The organism is Pseudoxanthomonas wuyuanensis, from assembly GCF_900215535.1.
GTDB lineage: Bacteria > Pseudomonadota > Gammaproteobacteria > Xanthomonadales > Xanthomonadaceae > Pseudoxanthomonas_A > Pseudoxanthomonas_A wuyuanensis.
The window spans coordinates 26,564-45,759 of record NZ_OCND01000013.1 but is presented as its reverse complement, the minus strand read 5'-3'; the positions used below and the strand labels follow the sequence as shown (position 1 = coordinate 45,759).

General features: G+C 67.9%; 13 protein-coding genes. 12 read left to right on the top strand and 1 reads right to left on the bottom strand.

Annotated features, from left to right (window positions below; genetic code table 11):
- The first annotated feature begins 19 nt into the window (after positions 1–19).
- Positions 20–1,354: a TldD/PmbA family protein gene (locus tag CRO39_RS18935; RefSeq protein WP_097123537.1), complete on the top strand. Its 1,335-nt coding sequence runs from the start codon at positions 20–22 to the stop codon at positions 1,352–1,354.
- A 578-nt stretch (positions 1,355–1,932) separates the two neighbouring features.
- Positions 1,933–2,634 (top strand): DUF4159 domain-containing protein, encoded by a 702-nt coding sequence (locus CRO39_RS18930; protein ID WP_097123536.1) that lies wholly within the window; start codon positions 1,933–1,935, stop codon positions 2,632–2,634.
- An 82-nt stretch (positions 2,635–2,716) separates the two neighbouring features.
- Here the strand turns inward: CRO39_RS18930 and CRO39_RS21025 are convergent, their stop codons facing one another.
- Positions 2,717–2,860 carry a hypothetical protein gene (locus tag CRO39_RS21025; protein WP_176520235.1) on the bottom strand — a complete coding sequence of 48 codons (144 nt, stop codon included), beginning with the start codon at positions 2,858–2,860 and terminating at the stop codon, positions 2,717–2,719.
- 76 nt (positions 2,861–2,936) lie between these two features.
- Between CRO39_RS21025 and CRO39_RS18925 the strand changes: the two genes are divergently transcribed.
- From CRO39_RS18925 to CRO39_RS18880, 10 genes are all read left to right on the top strand, one after another.
- Entirely contained in the window at positions 2,937–3,950 is a 1,014-nt protein-coding gene (locus tag CRO39_RS18925; RefSeq protein WP_097123535.1) for an AAA family ATPase, read from the top strand.
- A gap of 13 nt (positions 3,951–3,963) precedes the next feature.
- Positions 3,964–4,860 carry a DUF58 domain-containing protein gene (locus CRO39_RS18920; protein ID WP_097123534.1) on the top strand — a complete coding sequence of 299 codons (897 nt, stop codon included), beginning with the start codon at positions 3,964–3,966 and terminating at the stop codon, positions 4,858–4,860.
- Between the two features lie 127 nt (positions 4,861–4,987).
- Positions 4,988–6,193 (top strand): BatA domain-containing protein, encoded by a 1,206-nt coding sequence (locus tag CRO39_RS18915; RefSeq protein ID WP_097123533.1) that lies wholly within the window; start codon positions 4,988–4,990, stop codon positions 6,191–6,193.
- Entirely contained in the window at positions 6,190–8,376 is a 2,187-nt protein-coding gene (locus tag CRO39_RS18910) for a hypothetical protein (protein ID WP_176520234.1), read from the top strand. The genes CRO39_RS18915 and CRO39_RS18910 overlap by 4 nt, the downstream gene beginning before the upstream one ends.
- Positions 8,373–10,232 carry a hypothetical protein gene (locus tag CRO39_RS18905; protein WP_097123531.1) on the top strand — a complete coding sequence of 620 codons (1,860 nt, stop codon included), beginning with the start codon at positions 8,373–8,375 and terminating at the stop codon, positions 10,230–10,232. Before CRO39_RS18910 ends, CRO39_RS18905 begins: the two co-directional genes overlap by 4 nt.
- A 201-nt stretch (positions 10,233–10,433) precedes the next feature.
- Positions 10,434–10,757, top strand: a complete 324-nt coding sequence (locus CRO39_RS18900; RefSeq protein ID WP_238394673.1) for an I78 family peptidase inhibitor — start codon at positions 10,434–10,436, stop codon at positions 10,755–10,757.
- A gap of 79 nt (positions 10,758–10,836) precedes the next feature.
- Positions 10,837–11,202: an I78 family peptidase inhibitor gene (locus tag CRO39_RS18895; RefSeq protein ID WP_097123529.1), complete on the top strand. Its 366-nt coding sequence runs from the start codon at positions 10,837–10,839 to the stop codon at positions 11,200–11,202.
- A gap of 496 nt (positions 11,203–11,698) precedes the next feature.
- Positions 11,699–16,171 carry a glutamate synthase large subunit gene (gene gltB, locus CRO39_RS18890; RefSeq protein WP_097123528.1) on the top strand — a complete coding sequence of 1,491 codons (4,473 nt, stop codon included), beginning with the start codon at positions 11,699–11,701 and terminating at the stop codon, positions 16,169–16,171.
- Positions 16,172–16,395: 224 nt separating this feature from the next.
- The gene (locus CRO39_RS18885) at positions 16,396–17,856 is read left to right on the top strand and encodes an FAD-dependent oxidoreductase (protein WP_097123527.1); all 1,461 of its coding nucleotides are present in this window, start codon (positions 16,396–16,398) and stop codon (positions 17,854–17,856) included.
- A gap of 132 nt (positions 17,857–17,988) precedes the next feature.
- Positions 17,989–18,990 (top strand): glycoside hydrolase family 5 protein, encoded by a 1,002-nt coding sequence (locus CRO39_RS18880; RefSeq protein ID WP_097123568.1) that lies wholly within the window; start codon positions 17,989–17,991, stop codon positions 18,988–18,990.
- The last annotated feature ends 206 nt before the right edge of the window (positions 18,991–19,196 follow it).

Here is a 19,196-nt window from a genome sequence, read left to right as displayed (position 1 = left end):
CCAAGGAGATATCCACACCATGAGCATCCTCACCGAAGCGCAGGCCAAGGCCATCCTGGACAAGGTCATCGCGCTGTCCACCGCCGACGAATGCACCGCCACGCTGACCGGTTCGGTCGACGGCAACATCCGTTTTGCGCTTAACAACATTTCCACCAGCGGCATCGTCAGCAATGCCGACCTGGCCGTGCAGGTCGCCTTCGGCAAGCGCGTCGGCACCGCCACCATCAACGAGTTCGACGACGCCGCGCTGGAGCGCGTGGTCCGCCGCGCCGAGGATCTAGCCAAGCTGGCGCCGGAGAACCCGGAGTTCATGCCGGCCATCGGCAAGCAGAGCTACACCGCCAGCCCGACCTTCAGCGAATCCACCGCCGCGATCACGCCGGAATTCCGCGCCCAGGTGGCCGCCGACTCGATCGCACCGTGCAAGGCCGAAAAACTGATCGCAGCCGGCTTCCTCGACGACGGCCAGAGCTTTGTCGCCTTCGCCAACAGCAACGGCAATTTCGGCTATCAGCAGGCCACCAACTTCAACTACACCTGCACGGTGCGCACCGAAGACGGCCGCGGCTCGGGCTGGGTCGGCCGCAACCTGAAGGACGCCAGCGACTTCAAGGCCGACAGCGACATCCGCACCGCCATGCGCAAGGCCAGCGAATCGGCCGATGCCAAGGCGCTGGAGCCCGGCAAATACACCGTGATCCTGGAACCGGCCGCGGCCGCTGGCCTGATCTCGTTCATGATGAATTTCTTCGATGCGCGCCAGGCCGACGAAGGCCGCAGCTTCCTTTCGAAGAAAGGCGGCGGCAACAAGCTGGGCGAGCAGGTCTACGACCCGCGCGTCAATCTCAGCGCCGATCCCTGGCACCCGGACGCGGCGGTGATGCCGTGGGACAACGAGGGCCTGCCGCGCGAAAAGATGCCGATCATCCAGGACGGCAAGATCGCCAATCTGCGCTACTCGCGCTTCTGGGCGCAGAAACAAGGCAAGCAGGCAACTGCCACACCCGGCAACCTGCTGATGGCCGGCGGCAGCAAGTCCACCGCCGAGCTGGTGCGCAGCACGCAGAAGGGCATCCTGGTCACCCGCACCTGGTACATCCGCATGGTCGATCCGCAGACCGTGCTGCTGACCGGGCTGACCCGCGACGGCACGTTCTACATCGAGAACGGCGAGATCAGGTACCCGGTCAAGAACTTCCGCTTCAACGAGTCGCCGGTAATCATGCTCAACAACATCGAAGAACTGGGCAAGCCGATCCGCGTCTCCGGCGACGAGTCCAGTTTCGTGATGATGATCCCGCCGATGAAGCTGCGCGATTTCACGTTCACCTCGTTGTCGGATGCGGTCTGAGAGCGAGAAACGAGTGAGGAGGAACGAGAAACGAGTGAAAGTCCAGGCGTGCGGGTCTGCGGGCTCCGCTATCCACTCGTTCCTCTTCATTGCGAGAGCGAGGAACGAGTGAATAGGATTGAGGAGCGAGGAAGAGCGAAGCCGGGCGCATGCTGGCACACGCATGGCTTCTCACTCGTTCCTCGCTTCCACTCACTCATCCCTCACTCCTCTCCACTCACTCCTGCGGTAGGTGGAAAACGAGCGAAAACCCGGACGGGCGAGGATATGCTCCTACTCGTTTCTCGTTCCTCTCCACTCGTTCCTCGCTTCCACTCACTCATCCCTCACTCCTCTCCACTCACTCCTGCGGCAGGTGGAAAACGAGCGAAAACCCGGACGGGCGAGGATATGCTCCTACTCGTTTCTCGTTCCTCTCCACTCGTTCCTCGCTTCCACTCACTCATTTCTCACTCCTCTCCACTCACTCCTGCAGTGGGTGGAGAACGAGCGAAGACCCGGACGGGCGAGGATATGCTCCTACTCGTTTCTCGTTCCTCTCCACTCGTTCCTCGCTTCCACTCACTCACTCCTGTTGCATGACTCGGGCCGACTTCCTCCGCCTGATCGCCGGCGGCCTGGCCGCCGCGCTGCTGCCGCGCGGCGCGTGCGCCGCTGCGGCCGAATACGACTTCTGGTTCACCCGGCTGAAGTACGACTCCGGCGACTGGGACGTGGACGCGCGGATGCCGGCCAACCTCATCACCTCGCTGATCGACTACACCAACCTGCGCGTCGACCCGAAGGAGCATGTACTGGCGCTGGCGGATCCGAAGATGCTGCTGGCACCATTCTGCTATCTGGCCGGGCACAAGCTGGTCGAGTTCAATCCCGACGAACGGCGCAACTTCGAGCGCTACGTGCGCAACGGCGGCTTCGTTTTCGTCGACGACTGCAATCACGATATCGACGGCCTGTTCGCCAAATCCTTCGAAGCGCAGATGACGGCCATCTTCGGCGCCAGGGCGATGCAGAAACTGCCCAACAGCCATCCGCTGTACCGCAGCTTCTTCAGCTTTCCCGAGGGTCCGCCGGCGACCGGCTTCGAGCTCAACGGCTGGGGCGACGATCTGATTCACGACTACCTGAAAGGCATCGAGATCGACGGCCGCCTGGGGGTGCTTTACAGCAACAAGGACTATGGCTGCGAATGGGACTACGACTGGCGCAACAAGCGCTTTCTGGCCGAGGACAATACCAAGTTCGCGGTGAACATCGTCATGTATGCGTTGAATAGCTGATGGCTTTTCTTTCGCCCGTGGAAATCGCAAAGCGCAAAGGCTTGACCGGCTCCGCCGTTGACCGCCGCGCCGTAGGCGCGAGTCACTTTTCTTTACTCGACGCATGCTGCGTCTCGCCCTTCGGGCCGGCTTCGCCGTTCGCGCCGCAAAGCGGCACAGTGGTTCCTTTTGCCAAGACAAAAGGAACTCGCACGTCAGTGCGGCTTTCAACGGCGAAGCCGATCAAGCTCTTGATTCTGCCGTTGCTGCTGCCTCTACCTTAGCCAACAGCGCCGGCAACCAACTAAATCAGCGAGTCCCCCATGACCACCTCCACCAACGACCACCCCCTCACCGAATCCGATATCCAGGCTCAACTCGCCCGCCTGGGCCTATTGCGCGACGCCATCGCCCAGGCCATCGTCGGCCAGCAGGATGTCGTCGAACAACTGCTGATCGGCCTGCTCGCCGGCGGCCACTGCCTGCTCGAAGGCGTGCCCGGTCTTGGCAAGACCCTGCTGGTACGTTCGCTGGGCCAGGCGCTGGAGCTGCAGTTCCGGCGCGTGCAGTTCACCCCCGATCTGATGCCCAGCGACATCCTGGGCACCGAACTGCTGGAGGAAGACCACGGCACCGGCCATCGCCACTTCCGCTTCCAACCCGGCCCGGTGTTCACCCACCTGCTGCTGGCCGACGAACTCAACCGCACCCCGCCCAAGACCCAGGCCGCATTGCTGGAAGCGATGCAGGAACGCACGGTCAGTTACGCCGGTGTCACCCACGCGCTTCCCGCGCCGTTCTTCGTGCTGGCCACGCAGAATCCGCTGGAACAGGCCGGCACCTACCCGCTGCCGGAGGCCCAGCTGGACCGCTTCCTGCTGCACATCCGCGTCGATTACCCCAGCGAACAGGAAGAACACGACATCCTGGCGCAGACCACCGGCAGCCACAGTCCCGCGGTGCCGCAGGTGATGCACGGCGACGAGGTCATCGCCTTGCAGGCGCGCGTGCGCGAGGTGCATCTGGGCGAGGATCTGCTGGCCTGGATTACCCGGCTGGTGCGCGCCAGCCGGCCCGGCGACGGCGCCGCGCCGGAGGAAGTGCGCAAGTACGTGCGCTGGGGCGCCGGGCCGCGCGCCGGCCAGTCGCTGGTGCTGGCGGCCAAGGCGCGCGCACTGCTGCACGGCCGCCTGGCCGCCACCCGCGAGGACATCGCCGCGCTGGCCGCACCGGTGATGCGCCACCGCCTGCTGCTGTCGTTCGCCGCCGAGGCCGAGCAGAAGAGCCCCGATGACGTGATTGCCGCGCTGCTGCGCGGCGTGCCGTTCCCCGCCTGAGCGACCCGCCGCCGTGCCGCACGATTTGATCCCGCCGCAGGTACGCAGCCGGCTCCGCGAGCTGCGGCTGACCGCACGGCGCGCGGCTGGCGCGCAGGGCATCGGCCTGCACCACAGCCGCAGCCGCGGCGCCGGCCTGGAATTCGCGCAGTACCGCGCCTACGAACCCGGCGATGAACTGCGCCAGATCGACTGGAAACTGTATGCGCGCTCGGATCGCTTCTTCGTCCGCGAAGCCGAGCGCGAAAGTCCGCTGACGGTGTGGCTGCTGATCGACGCCTCGGCATCGATGGGCCAGCGCGAGCGCACGCCGCCGCAGCGCATCCGCCTGGACGCGGCCAAATCGCTGGCCGCCTGCATCGCCGAGCTGGCGCTGCGCCAGGGTGATCGCTTCGGCCTGATCGGATTGCGCGAAGACGGCTTGCGGCTGATGCCGGCCGGCGCCGGTCCGCGCCAGCGCGATCGCCTGCTGCTGGAACTGCACGCGCTGTCGCCGCACGGCGCCTTCCCGCAAGGCGAACGGCTCAATCCGCTGTGGGAACGCATCGGCGCTGGCGATCTGGTGGTGGCGATCAGCGATTTCTTCGATGACGCCGAGCTGGCGCTGGTCGAACGCCTGGCTGCGGCACGGCGCGAGGTGCTGGCCATCCAGGTGCTGACCAGCGACGAGCGCGACTTCCCGTTCCGCGGCGGGCACCGGTTCCGGGATCCGGAAACCGGCGAAGAGCTGCTGGGCGATGGCGCCGCGTTGCGCGCCGACTACCTGCAGCGCTTCGCCGCCGCGCAACGCCTGTTGCAGGCACGGCTGGACGCCAGCGGCATACGGCATGCGCAGTACGTGATGGATCAGCCGCTGGACCTGCCGTTGCGGCGCCTGTTCGGCGCGCACGGCGCGGCGGAGTACGCATGAGGAGCCGGCTTGAAACCGCTGCGATGGCATGCGCCACGCTTGCGTTGGTTGCTGCGCGCGTCGGATGCAGCAATGGTACCTGTGGGCATGGCCGCAGCATCCACGCGAGCCCGCTGGGGATGCCCGCATGAACTTGGCGCTGCTGCTGCCGGCCGCGCTGGCCGCCCTGGCGGCGCTGGCATTGCCGCTGCTGATCCATCTGGCCCGGCGCAGCGAGCAGCGCCCGACCGAGTTTGCCGCGCTGCGCTGGCTGCGGCAGAAACCCAAGCCGCGCCATCGCATCCGTTTCGACGAATGGCCGTTGCTGTTGTTGCGGTTGCTGTTGTTGGCGCTGCTGGCGCTGTGGCTGGCGCAGCCTGTGCTGTACGGCAGCGCGGAGCGCGCACACCGCGTGGCGGTGGTGCCGGGCGTGAATGCGGCCGCGCTGGGCGAGGCGGGATTGCCCGCCGATGCGCGCTGGCTGTGGCTGGCCCCAGGTTTTCCCGATTTCAAGGACCCGCCGCCGCCGCAAGCGCAACCGGTCAGCAGCCTGCTGCGCCAGCTGGATGCCGAACTGCCCGCGGACACTGCGCTGACCGTTTTCGTATCTGCCGACATCGGCGGCACCGATGCGCAGCGGCCGCGTCTGTCGCGCACCGTCGATTGGCGCGTGGCCGCCGGCACGGTGCCGGCGCAGAACCCCGTCCCCCCTGCGCCATTGACGCTGGCGGTGCGCCATAGCGAAGACCGTGCGCCGGCATTGCGCTATCTGCGCGCTGCCGCCGCCGCATGGCGCGCGCCGGCGACCGACTCCCCAACGACAGCAACGCCTGATTCGACCGCGATGCCGGCATCGACAGGGATCTCGATCGCGCCCGCCGGACAGCCCATCGCCGCCGGCGCACGACAGCTGATCTGGTTGGCGCCTGGCCCGCTACCGGCTGAAATCCAGCGCTGGATCGACAGCGGCGGCACCGCGTTGATCGATGCGGAAACCGTCTTCGATTCGACCGTGCCGATGACGCCGCTGTGGCGCGGCGGCGACGGCGCCGTGCTGGCCGAAGGCGCCGCCAGCGGCCGTGGCCGCCTGCTGCGGCTGACCCGCGCGCTGCAACCACAGGCGATGCCGCAGCTGCTGGAAGCGGATTTTCCGCAGCGCCTGCGTGCGCTGTTCGAGCCGCCACCGCAACCGCCGAGCCGCGTCGATGCCCAGGCGCACGCGCCGCTGACCGGCGCGCCCGCCTATCCGCAACCGCCGCGCGATCTGCAGCCGTGGCTGGCGCTGTTGATCGCCTTGTTGTTCGTTGGCGAGCGCTGGCTGGCCACGCGCCCGCAGCGGGCCGCCACGCCATGAACGCAGCACAGCCATTGCGCGATGCGCTGAATGCCGCCCGCCGGCAGCGGCTGCTGATCGCGGCCGCGTTCGTCGTGCCGTGGGCCGCGGCGCTGGCTGCCGCCGGCTGGCGAAGCGCCGGCGCCGCGGCCGCGCTGTCGATGGCGCTGCTGTCGATCGCCGCGCTCGCGGTATGGGGTGGCTGGCAGTGGCGCAAACGCGGCCACGCCTGGGCGGTACGCGAGCTCAATGCGCGCCGCACGGACATGCAGGACAGCGCGGATCTGCTGCTGGCCGACGCGGCAGCGTTTAACCCGCTGCAACAGCTGCAGCGCCAGCGCCTGCAGCAACGGCTCGGCGCCGCGCCAGCGGATTTGCGCAGTGCCTGGCCATTGCCGCGGCTGGCCGCCTCCACGCTGAGCGCGTTAATCGTGCTGGCGGCCGCGTTGGCGTGGCCAGCGCGGCCGCCCTCACCAGCGGCCGCGCCGGGCCCGGCCTCCGCCGCGGCTGCGGTCGCGGTACCCATCCGCATGACCGCGCAGCAACTGCGCATCGCGCCGCCGGCGTACACGCGATTGCCGGTGCGCGAAGAAGCCAGCCTGCAGGCGCGCGCGCCGCAGGGCTCACAGCTGCAATGGCGGTTGCGCTTCGCGCCGCAGCCGGCTGCGGTCGCGCTGGTGTTCCACGACGGCAGGCGCCTGCCGCTGAGCCAGCACGATGGCGACTGGGTCGGCAGCCAGCGCCTGGACGCCTCCACGCTGTACCGGGTGGAAGCGGCGGGTGCGCCATCGGCACCCGCCGCGCCGCTGCACCGCTTGGATGCCATCGCCGACCGGCCGCCGCAGCTGAAGGTCATCGCCCCGGAGCGCAGCCTCAGCCTGATGACGCTGGGCCAGCGCAGCTGGGAGGTCGTGTTCGAAGGCAGCGACGATTACGGCATTGCCGCCAACGCGCAGCTGCGCATCACCCTGGCGCAGGGCACCGGCGAAAACATCACCTTCCGCGAAACCACCGTCGGCGTGCCCGGCCGCGGCGATGCCACCCGCAAGCGCTATACGCACCGGCTGGATCTGGCAGCGCTGGGCCTGGCCGCCGGCGACGATCTGGTCGTGCAGCTGAGCGTCGACGACAACCGCGCGCCGCGGCCGCAGAACGCGCGCAGTCCCAGCCTGATCCTGCGCTGGCCCTCGGACCTGGGCAACGAAAGCAGCGGCCTGGAAGGCATGGTCAAGAAAACGCTGCCGGCCTATTTCCGCAGCCAGCGCCAGATCATCATCGACGCCGAGGCGCTGCTGAAGGAAAAGCCCCGACTGGCCGGCGACCGCTTCGTCGAACGCTCCGACGCCATCGGCGTCGACCAGCGCATCCTGCGCCTGCGCTACGGCCAGTTCCTCGGCGAGGAAGCCGAAGGCGCTCCGAAACCGCCGCCGACAAACGATGGCGAAGACAGCCACGACGACGAGGGCGATGAGCATGATCACGATCGCGACAGCACGGTCGCCGGCGCCGATCACGATCATGACCACGGCACGCCACCCGCGCAGAGCACCGGCTTCGGCCGCGAAGCCGACGTGCTGGCCGAATACGGCCACACCCACGACCACGCCGAAGCGGCGACGCTGCTGGATCCGGAAACCCGCGCCACCTTGAAGCAGGCGCTGGATCAGATGTGGCAGTCGGAGCTGCAGCTGCGCCAGGGCCATCCGGAGCGGGCGCTGCCTTATGCCTACAAGGCGCTGGAGTTCATCAAGCAGGTGCAACAGGCCAGCCGCATCTATCTGGCGCGGGTCGGGCCGGAATTGCCGCCTATCGACGAGAGCCGCCGGCTCAGCGGCGACCGCGCCGGACTGGCCCGTCGTGCCGACACGCTGGCCGCGGCCACCGCCGCGGACCCGACCATCGGCTCGCTGTGGCAGGCATTGGAGACCGGACCGGCCAGCGGGGCAGCGGAGGCAGCAGCCGATCTGGACGCGCTGGAGCGCTGGCTGCGCGAGCACCCGGCGCAGGCAGGCGATCCGTTGTCGCTGATTGCCGCCATCGACGCGCTGCGCCGGCAGCCCGACTGCGACCAGTGCCGCGAACGGCTGCGGACCTTGCTGTGGCCGCTGCTGGCGCGTCCCGCGGCCAACGTACCGCGTCGCGACGGCGGCGATGCAGCCGGACAGCGCTACCTGGATGCGCTGCGGCAGGAGAGCGGCCGATGAAGCCATCGTTGCAACTGCTGATCGCCGCGCTGCTGGGCCTGGCCGTGCTGCTGGCGTGGTGGCGGTTGCTGCGCTGGCAACGCCGCACCGCGCCCGGGCAGCGCGCGCGCGGCTGGCGGCTGGCTTTGCTGTGGCTGGGCCAGCCGCTGCTGGCGGTCTTGCTGTACTTCGCGCTGCTGCCGCCCAGGGTCGAAACCGAGGCCGGCACGCTGCTGGTGCTGACCGCACGGGCCACGGCGGCGCAATCGGGCGAACACCGCAGCGGCGAAGCGCGGGTGGCATTGCCGGAAGCGCCGCGGTTGGCCGCGGCCGAACCGGTACCGGATCTGGCCACCGCACTGCGCCGGCACCCGGGCACGCAGCGGCTGCGCATCATCGGCGCAGGGCTCGAACCGCGCGATCGCGACGCGGCGCGCGGATTCGGCATCGACTACCTTCCTGCGCCGCTACCATCCGGCATCATCGAGCTGCAGGCGCCGCGGCAGGTCGCCGCTGGCGATGCGTTCCGGATCCATGGCCGCGCGCATTCGGTGGCAGGCGGCAGTGTCGAGCTGGTCGACCCCGGCGCGCAGCGCGTGGATCGGCAGGCGCTGCCCGAAGATGGCCGCTTCGTATTGACCGGCGCCTCGCGCGTGGCCGGATTGGCGACGTTCCGGTTGCGGCTGCGCGATGCCAAACAGCAGCTGCTGGAAGAAATCCCGTTGCCGTTGCAGACCGCCAGCGGCGCGCCGCTGCGGGTACTGGTGCTGGCCGGCGCGCCCGGCCCCGAACTGAAATACCTGCGCCGCTGGGCCAGCGATGCCGGCCTGCGACTGCATACCCAGATCAGCGTCGGCGGCGGACTGCAGCTGGGCGACGCGCCGCTGGCATTGAACGCGGCCAACCTGAGCGGCTTCGATCTGCTGGTGGTGGACGAACGCGCCTGGAGCGGGCTTGGCGCCGGCGCTCGAGGCGCCGTGGCCGAAGCATTGCGCGAAGGACTGGGCGTGCTGCTGCGGGTGACCGGTCCCTTGTCCGACTCCGACCGTCGCCAGCTGCGCGCGCTTGGCCTGGATCCGGGCAGCGGCCGCGAAAGCGCCAACGTGCGCCTGCCGCAGACCAGCGGCGACAACGCCATGCTGCGCGCGCGGCTGGGGCCGGGCAGCGGCCACGCGCCCATCGACGACGAGCATCCGGGCGCCGAACTGCCGGTGCTGTCCCGGCGCGTGCTGGGCATCGGTGGCGACGATCTCGTGCCGCTGCTGCACGATGGCGAAGGCAAGCTGCTGGCCGGCTGGCGCGCCGAAGGCCGCGGGCGCATCGCGGTGTGGGCGCTGACCGACAGCTTCAAGCTGGCGCTGGCCGGGCGCAGCGAGCGCCATGGCGAACTGTGGAGCCAGGCCTTCGCGACGTTGGCGCGCGGCACCGCGCAGACGATGCCCGTCATCGACGACGACGCGCGTCAGGGGCAGCGCGTCGCCATCTGCGGCTTGGACACTGAAGCCGAGACGGAGGTGACTGCGCCCGACGGCAGCCGCGTACCGCTGCGCATCGATGCGGTGACCGGCGCACGCGCCTGCGCCGCATTCTGGCCGCAGCACAGCGGCTGGCATCGGCTGCAACAGGGCGATCAGCAACCATCGCCGTTCTTCGTTCACGCCAGCGACACTGCCTCAGCGCTGCAGATGGCGCGGATGCGCGAAGCGACGCTGCAACTGGCCGGCGCACAGCCGCCAACTTCGAAGACCGCGCCCGCCTCCGGCCCATCCGCCCGCCGCGGCTCCTCCTGGCCGTGGTTGCTGGCCTGGCTGCTGGCCGCTTCCGCGTTGTGGTGGTTCGAACGTTCCCGGCTCGGCCGCCCCACCCCACCCTTGTAGCGATGTCCTCGCCTCGCTGCACAAAGGGCGGTTCCGTCCGGCGATGGAATGCTGATCGTAGGAGCGCCGTCCTCGGTGCGAACTCCTGCTTCCACGTCAGGACCGGGGAAAAGCTCGCGGCCGGGAGGCTGCTCGTGCATTTGCCGGCAAAGTGGTGACAAGATGGCCAGGCACCGCCATCCGAACGTTGGAGACAAAGGAATGAACCGTCGATTGCCTAGCCCGTTGTTGATGCTCGCCCTTGCGCTTCCCGCCTTGGCGCTGTCCTCCTGCGCCTCCGCGCCGCCGCCGGCGGATCCGGCATCGCCTGCCGCACGACCTGGCACCTGCCAGGCCGAACCGGTGCAATGGGCCGTCGGCCAACCGGCCGAGCAGGCGACCATGGCGCGGGTCTGGCGCGAAAGCGGCGCCGGCCTGATCCGGCCAATCGGCCCCAAACAGGCGGTCACCCGCGATTACCGCCCCGACCGGGTCAACGTGGAGCTGGACGCGGCCAATGTGATCACCCGCATCAGCTGCGGCTGAGTACCGGCCTGCGCGTGTTAACGACATGCGAATGCTTTCTGGGCGATGCTTGTCGCTGTCCCTTCCTACTGGAGTCCGCATGACCCGTCTCGTGATTCCCGCCCTGTTGTTGAGCCTGTCGCTGGCCGCCTGTGCCCCCGAACCGGACGAACAGACCGAAGCCACCGAACAGTCCCAGGCCGCCGCCGCCGAAGTCGCCCAGCCCGCCAGCGAAGAGCCGTTGGCGCCGCCACCGGCCGAAGGCAGCTGCGACGATACCCAGGCGCAGTGGGCGGTCGGCAAGAAAGCCACCGAGGCCGATCTGGAGCAGGCGCGCAACGATGCCAAGGCGCAGACCGTGCGCGTTCTCAAACCCGGACAGGCAGTCACGATGGAGTTCGACGGCAACCGGCTCAACGTTGACGAGGATGAGCAGGGCGTGGTCACCGCCGTGCGTTGCGGCTGACCGCCAACCGGCACGATTCATGGCAGAACCGCCGCGCGTTCGCACGGCGGTTTTTGTTCTTCTCCCAAGTGGAGAGACGGCTTCTGGACAGGCTGCTGGCGTTCGGAAGAAACCATCCGAAGTCGCCGTTTCCATAGGTCTGTCCCACCCCGCAGGCGGTGACTCCTTCCCTTCCCACCAATGCCACCCCCGGGCCGGATTGCCGACGCGTAGACGAGAACTTCACGCCGGCGGCTTCTCCGCAATCGCCACACGCACGAAACCAATCCGATACCTGCCGGTGCGCATACCACCGGCAAAATCCCCCACCGGAACGCATCTGCGCCGCGCTTTGCCGGCCGTGGCGGAAAGTTGCCGATGCAACTAAATGCGCCGGTTCCGGTGCGTGGTTGCGGCACCGCAGCAACTGTGCTTTAGTCGGGATTCCGGAGACATTTCGAAGTGCCGCTGCGGGGCAGGGCACGGTGTCGCCGTCACTACAGGTTTGAGGCATCAGATGGCACCTCGCAGCCGCCAAGGCAGCCGTCAGCAGGGACTGTACGATCCGAACGACGAACGCGACGCATGCGGTTTCGGCATGATCGCGCAACTGGACGACCAACCGTCACGGTCGCTGGTCGATACCGCCATTTCCGCGCTGTCGCGGATGACCCATCGCGGCGGCGTTGCCGCCGACGGGCTGACCGGCGATGGCTGCGGCCTGCTGATCCGCAAACCCGATGCATTCCTGCGCGCACTGGCGCGCGAAGCCGGCATCGCCATCGGCGCGCGTTTCGCTGCCGGGCTGGTGTTCCTGCCGCAGGACGCGGATCTGGCCGCGCAATGCCGCGACCAGCTCGAAAAGGAACTCTACAAGGTCGGCGTCGCCGTCAGCGGCTGGCGCACGCCGCCCACCGATGCCAGCGTCTGCGGGCAACTGGCGCACGACACCCTGCCGCTGATCCAGCAGGTGTTCGTCGATGCCGGCGACGGCCAGGACGACGATGCGTTCGCGCTGGCGCTGTTCCTGGCACGCCGCCGCGCCGAACAGCAGCTGCGCCAGACCACCGGCGATTTCTACGTGGTCACGCTGTCGCCGTATTCGATCGGCTACAAGGGCATGGTGCTGCCGGACAAGCTGCCATTGTTCTTCGCCGATCTGCAGCGCAGCGACCTGACCAGCAGCGCCGTCGTCTTCCACCAGCGCTTCTCCACCAACACGCTGCCGCGCTGGCCGCTGGCGCATCCGTTCCGGCTGCTGGCGCACAACGGCGAAATCAACACCATCGAAGGCAACCGCAGCTGGGCGCAGGCGCGCAGCAAGGTATGGAAGACGCCGCGCTTCGACATCGCCGAATTCGATCCGGTCATCTCGATGCATGGTTCGGACTCGCAGAGCCTGGACAACATGCTGGAACTGCTGATCGCCGGCGGCATGGATCTGCTGCAGGCGCTGCGCATCCTGGTGCCGCCGGCGACCCAGTCGCTGGAATTCAAGGACTCGGATCTGGCCGCGTTCTACGAGTTCTACGGCCTCAACACCGAACCCTGGGACGGCCCGGCCGGCATCGTCGCCTGCGACGGCCGCTACGCCGCCTGCATGCTGGACCGCAACGGCCTGCGCCCGGCGCGCTGGATGCTGACCGGCGACCGTCATTTCCTGGTGGCGTCCGAAGCCGGCGTGTGGGAACTGCCGGCCGAGCGGGTCACCCGCAAGGGCAAGCTGGGCCCGGGCGAAATGGTCGCCATCGATCTCAGGCGCGGGGATCTGCTCGATTCGGAAGCCATCGATCGCATCAACCGCGGCCGCGCGCCGTACAAGCAGTGGCTGCACCAGGGCGTGACCTATCTGCAGACCGAGCTGATCGATCCGTCGCTGGTCGAGGAGCCGTTCGACGAAAAGACCCTGCGCAGCTACCACAAGCTGTTCCAGCTCAGCAGCGAAGAAATGGAGCATGTGCTGCGGCCGCTGGCCGAGACCGAGCAGGAAGCTACCGGCTCGATGGGCGACGACACCCCGATGGCGGTGCTGAGCCGGCAGACCCGGCCGCTGTACGACTACTTCCGCCAGGCCTTCGCCCAGGTCACCAACCCGCCGATCGATCCGCTGCGCGAAGACTGCGTGATGTCGCTGACCACCCAGCTGGGCAAGGAGACCAACATCTTCCATGCCGGCCCGGAGACGGTGAACCACGTCATCCTCAACTCGCCGGTGCTGAGCCAGCGCAAGCTGCGCCAGCTGCTGAAGATGCCGCAGTACGCCGACAAGCACCAGCTGATCGATCTGTCGTACGCGCCGGAAGAAGGCCTGAAGGCCGGTCTGGAACGCATCTGCGCGCAGGCCGAGCAGGCCGCGCGCGAAGGCATGGTGATGCTGCTGCTCAGCGACCGCTACCCGGTGGCCGAGCGGCCGATGGCGCATGCGCTGCTGGCCACCGGCGCGGTCCACCATCATCTGTCGCGCAAGGGCCTGCGCTGCGACGTCAACCTGATCATCGAGACCGGCACCGCGCGCGACCCGCACCACATGGCCTGCCTGCTCGGCTACGGCGCCACCGCGGTGTATCCGTACCTGGCCTACCAGACCCTGTTCGATCTGGGCCGGCGCGGCATCCTGCAGCTGAAGAAGGGCGGCGAGCAGGCGCAGATCGGCCGCAGCTACCGCAAGGGCATCTACAAGGGCCTGTCCAAGATCATCTCCAAGATGGGCATCTGCACCATCGCCAGCTACCGCGCCGCGCAGCTATTCGAGATCGTCGGCCTGGATACCGACGTGATCGACCTGTGCTTCCCCGACACCGCCTCGCGCGTGGGCGGCGTCGGTCTGGCGCGGCTGGATACCGAAGCCCGCCAGCTCAGCCGCAACGCCTGGAACGAACTGCAGAAGCCGGAAATCGGCGGCCTGCTCAAGTACGTGCATGGCGGCGAGTACCACATGTACAACCCGGACGTGGTGATGACGCTGCAGCGCGCCACCCGCAGCGGCGAGCAGAGCGATTGGCAACAGTACGCCGACGCGGTCAACAACCGGCCGCCGTCGGCGCTGCGCGATCTGTTGCAGTTGAAGCAGGCCGATGCGCCGACGCCGTTGGAACAGGTCGCCGATGCCGGCGACATCCTGCGCCGCTTCGACACCGCCGCCATCAGCCTGGGCGCGCTGTCGCCCGAGGCGCACGAAGCGCTGGCGATCGCGATGAACCGGCTGGGCGGGCGCAGCAATTCCGGCGAAGGCGGCGAGGACCCGGCCCGCTACGGCACCGAGAAGCGCAGCAAGATCAAGCAGGTCGCTTCCGGCCGTTTCGGCGTCACCCCGGAATACCTGGTCAACGCCGAGGTGCTGCAGATCAAGGTCGCGCAGGGCGCCAAGCCCGGCGAGGGCGGCCAGTTGCCCGGCCACAAGGTCAACGAAATGATCGCGCGGCTGCGCTACGCGCGTCCGGGTATCGGCCTGATCTCGCCGCCGCCTCATCACGACATCTACTCCATCGAGGATCTGGCGCAGCTGATCTACGACCTGAAGCAGGTCAATCCGCAGGCGCTGGTATCGGTGAAGCTGGTCTCGCATGCCGGCGTCGGCACCATCGCCGCGGGCGTGGTCAAGGCCGGTGCGGATCTGATCACCGTGTCCGGCCATGACGGCGGCACCGGCGCCAGTCCGCTCAGTTCGATCCGCTATGCCGGGGTGCCGTGGGAACTGGGCGTGGCCGAATCGCATCAGGCGCTGGTGGCCAACCAGTTGCGCGACCGCGCCGTGCTGCAGACCGACGGCGGCCTGAAGACCGGCCTGGACGTGGTCAAGGCGGCGCTGCTGGGCGCCGACAGTTTCGGCTTCGGCACCGCGCCGATGATCGTGCTGGGCTGCAAGTACCTGCGCATCTGCCACCTCAACAACTGCGCCACCGGCGTGGCCACCCAGGACGAGCGTCTGCGCGCGCAGTACTTCACCGGCCTGCCGGAACGGGTGGAGAACTTCTTCCGCCTGCTCAGCGAAGAAGTGCGGCAGTGGCTGTCGTACCTGGGCGCGCGTTCGCTGGACGAGATCGTCGGCCGCACCGATCTGCTGCAGCAGTTGCAGGTGTCGCCGCGCGAAGGCGTCAATGTCGATCTGTCGCGGCTGCTGCAGGGCGCCGGCCACAGCGGCAGCAGTTGCGCCGCCCAGCGCCTGTACGAATCGCCCGACAGCCTGGCCACCCAGCTGGACGGCTTGCTGGCCAAACCCATCGCGGAAAAGACCGGCGGCGATCACCGTTTCCTGATCCACAACACCGACCGCAGCATCGGCGCACGCCTGTCCGGCGCCATCGCCCGCGCGCACGGCAACCAGGGCATGGCCGATGCGCCGCTGAACCTGCGCTTCCGCGGTACCGCCGGGCAGAGCTTCGGCGCGTTCAACGCCGGCGGCCTGCAGATGGAACTGGAAGGCGAGGCCAACGACTACGTCGGCAAGGGCATGGCCGGCGGCCGGCTGGTGGTGCGTCCGCCGCGCGGCGCGCGCTTCGAGGCGCGCAATACGCCGATCCTGGGCAATACCTGCCTGTACGGCGCCACCGGCGGCGAACTGTTCGCGGCTGGCCGCGCCGGCGAGCGCTTCGGCGTGCGCAACTCCGGCGCGCTGGCGGTGCTCGAAGGCGCCGGCGACCACTGCTGCGAGTACATGACCGACGGCATCGTCATGGTGCTGGGCCGTACCGGCCTGAACTTCGGCGCCGGCTTCACCGGCGGCCTGGCCTATGTGCTGGACCTGGATCGCGATTTCGTCGACCGCTACAACCACGAGTTGATCGACATCCACCGCATCTCGCCGGAAGGGTTCGAGAACTACCGCCAACACATCCACACCCTGATCCAGCGCCATCGCGAACTGACCGGCAGCATCTGGGCGCAGCAGATCCTGGACGAATTCCGCGACTACGTGGGCAAGTTCTGGCTGGTCAAACCGAAAGCGGCCAGCATCGAATCGCTGACCGAGACGTTGAGGCGCGCAGCTTGAAGCGAGGAACGAGTGAAGAGGAGTGAGAAACGAGTAGAGGCAAAAGCCGGCTGACAGCAGCTCGCCACCTGTCCCTGGCTCCTTTGCTCTCCTCCCATTCTCCCTACTCGTTCCTCACTCCTCTTCACTCACTTCTCGTTTTCACTCGTTCCTCGTTCCTCTCCACTCGTTCCTAGCTCTGGCTGTCACTCGTTCCTCACTCCTCCTCACTCACTCCTCGCCCTATGAGCCGCAAGCAAGTCTTCCAGTTTCTCGATCTGCCGCGCACGATGCCGCAGCGCATTCCGCTGGAGTTGCGCACGTCCGGCGATTGGGGCGAGATGTACGGCAGGTTCGCGCTGCCCGAGGCGCAGCACCAGGCCGGGCGCTGCCTGGATTGCGGCAATCCGTACTGCAGCTGGAAATGCCCGGTGCACAACGCCATCCCGCAATGGCTGCAGCTGGTGCAGGAGAACCGCATCGAAGAAGCCGCCGCGCTGTGCCACACCACCAATCCGCTGCCGGAGATGTGCGGGCGCGTTTGCCCGCAGGACCGGCTGTGCGAAGGCGCCTGCACGCTGGAGGAATTCGGTGCGGTCACCATTGGCGCGGTGGAGAAATACATCGTCGATACCGCATTGGAGAAGGGCTGGCGCCCGGACCTGAGCGAGGTGCAGGCCACCGGCAAGCGGGTGGCGGTGGTCGGCGCCGGCCCGGCCGGGCTGGCGTGCGCCGATGTACTGGCGCGCAACGGCATCCAGGCGGTGGTGTTCGACCGCTACGAGCAGATCGGCGGGCTGATGCAGTTCGGCATTCCCAGCTTCAAGCTGGAAAAGAGCATCGTCGCGCGTCGGCGCGATGTGCTGGAGGGCATGGGCGTGCAGTTCCACCTGGGCGTGGAAATCGGCCGTGACCTCCCGCTTGAGCAGCTTCTGGAAGAATACGATGCGGTGTTTCTCGGCACCGGCGCCTACCGCTATACCGATGGCGGCCTTCAGGGCCAGGATCTGAAAGGCGTGCTGCCCGCGCTGCCGTTCCTGGTCCAGAACGGCCGCATCGTCGGCGGCAACGATCCCTGGGGCCGGCCCATCGCCGGCTGGGAAGACACCATCGCGCTGCCCGACATGGCCGGCAAGCGCGTGGTGGTGCTGGGCGGCGGCGACACCGGCATGGACTGCGTGCGCAGCGCCATCCGCCTGGGCGCGGCCAAGGTCACCTGCGCGTACCGCCGCGACGAGGCCAACATGCCCGGCTCGGCGCGCGAAGTCGCCAACGCGCGCGAGGAAGGCGTGCGCTTCCTGTTCAACCGCCAGCCGGTGCTGATCGAAGGCGATGCCGACGATCAGGTGATCGGCGTGCAGGTGGTGGAAACCCGCCTCGGCGAACCGGACGAACGCGGCCGCCAGTCCGCGGTGCCGATCGAAGGCAGCCATTCGCTGCTTGAAGCCGACGTGGTGATCATCGCGTTCGGCTTCTCGCCCACCGTGCCGGACTGGCTGGCTGCGCAGGGCGTGGAAGGCACTCCGAACGGCCGTATCATCGCCGGTGGCGGCGCGCTCGGCGACAACGGGCGGTTGCCGTTCCAGACCACCCACCCGAAGATTTTCGCCGGCGGCGATGCAGTGCGCGGCGCCGACCTGGTGGTCACCGCCGTTGCCGAAGGCCGCGACGCCGCCAGCAGCATCGCGTTGATGCTGAACTCCTGATCCGCAGCGTACGGGTGTCTCCGTGCGCTGCTTCCACTGGGCAATCACGGAGACGCCGCCATGCACCTGCACGCCCCCCGCCGTTGCAGCACACACCGTTACAGCACCTGCCTTTTCATCGCCTGCCTGACCATGCTGCTGGCATGGCTGCCTTTGCTTGCGCTGGCGCAGACCGCGCGCGAGCTGCGCTACGCCGGCGTGAACCTGGCCGGCGCCGAATTCAACTCCTCAAGCAAACCTGGAACGCTGTACAAGGATTATCTGTATCCGGGCGAATCCGACTACGCGTACTTCGCCTCCAAGGGCATGAACACGGTGCGGCTGCCGTTCCTGTGGGAACGCCTGCAACCGCAGGCCAACGCGGCGCTGGATGCCACCCAGCTGTCGTATCTGCACACCGCGGTGAACCGGGCCAAGGCCCGGCAGATGAGCGTGGTGCTGGATGTGCACAACTACGCCAAGTATGACGGCAAGCGCATCGGCAACGATCTGCCGGATGCGGTCTTCGCCGATTTATGGCGCCGGCTGGCCAGCGAGTTCAAGGATGACGATGCGGTCATCTTCGGGTTGATGAACGAGCCCAATGGTGTCGATGCCGTGGCCTGGGCCAGGGCCGCGCAGGCCGGCCTGGACGCCATCCGCGAAACCGGTGCGCGCAACCTGGTACTGGTGCCGGGCACCGCCTACACCGGCGCGCACAGCTGGAACAGCATCTGGTACGGCGGCGTGTCCAACGCCGAGGCGCTGCTGGCGATCAACGACCCTGCCGACCGCATCGCCTTCGAAGTCCACCAGTACCTGGACAACGATTATTCCGGCACGTCGGGCCAATGCCAGAGCGAACAGATCGGAGTGCAGAAGCTGCAGGGCTTTACCCAATGGCTGAAGCAGCACGGCAAGCGCGGCTTTCTTGGCGAATTCGGCGCCGGTACCGATGCGACCTGCATGGCCGCGCTGAAGGCGATGCTGCAGCACATCGACGACAACGGCGATGTCTGGCTGGGCTGGACCTGGTGGGCCGCCGGCGCCTGGTGGAAACCCGACTATCCGTTCAACGTGCAGCCCGACAAGGAAGGCAACGACAAGCCGCAAATGCCCACACTGTCGGCCGCAGCGCGGCGCGTCACCCAATAGCGGACGCCGGGCACCGCCGCCCGCTTTTTGCCCCCTCTCCCCCGCCCGCGGGGGAGAGGGTTGGGGTGAGGGGGGCGCACTACGAACGCTGCGCATGCGCCCCTCCACAGCGCGACCGTCTCCGCTCGCCCCCTCACCTGCCTTCGGCATCCTCTCCCCCACGCGTGGGGGAGAAGAGACTGGACCAGGAAGGGTCGACTGGCCAC

Bases quoted from the DNA above. Each gene is read 5' to 3' on its own strand.
- CRO39_RS18935 (WP_097123537.1), top strand. From the start codon at position 20: ATGAGCATCCTCACCGAAGCGCAGGCCAAGGCCATCCTGGACAAGGTC.
- CRO39_RS18930 (WP_097123536.1), top strand. From the start codon at position 1,933: ATGACTCGGGCCGACTTCCTCCGCCTGATCGCCGGCGGCCTGGCCGCC.
- CRO39_RS18925 (WP_097123535.1), top strand. From the start codon at position 2,937: ATGACCACCTCCACCAACGACCACCCCCTCACCGAATCCGATATCCAG.
- CRO39_RS18915 (WP_097123533.1), top strand. From the start codon at position 4,988: ATGAACTTGGCGCTGCTGCTGCCGGCCGCGCTGGCCGCCCTGGCGGCG.
- CRO39_RS18910 (WP_176520234.1), top strand. From the start codon at position 6,190: ATGAACGCAGCACAGCCATTGCGCGATGCGCTGAATGCCGCCCGCCGG.
- CRO39_RS18905 (WP_097123531.1), top strand. From the start codon at position 8,373: ATGAAGCCATCGTTGCAACTGCTGATCGCCGCGCTGCTGGGCCTGGCC.
- CRO39_RS18900 (WP_238394673.1), top strand. From the start codon at position 10,434: ATGAACCGTCGATTGCCTAGCCCGTTGTTGATGCTCGCCCTTGCGCTT.
- CRO39_RS18895 (WP_097123529.1), top strand. From the start codon at position 10,837: ATGACCCGTCTCGTGATTCCCGCCCTGTTGTTGAGCCTGTCGCTGGCC.
- gltB (WP_097123528.1), top strand. From the start codon at position 11,699: ATGGCACCTCGCAGCCGCCAAGGCAGCCGTCAGCAGGGACTGTACGAT.
- CRO39_RS18885 (WP_097123527.1), top strand. From the start codon at position 16,396: ATGAGCCGCAAGCAAGTCTTCCAGTTTCTCGATCTGCCGCGCACGATG.
- CRO39_RS18880 (WP_097123568.1), top strand. From the start codon at position 17,989: ATGCTGCTGGCATGGCTGCCTTTGCTTGCGCTGGCGCAGACCGCGCGC.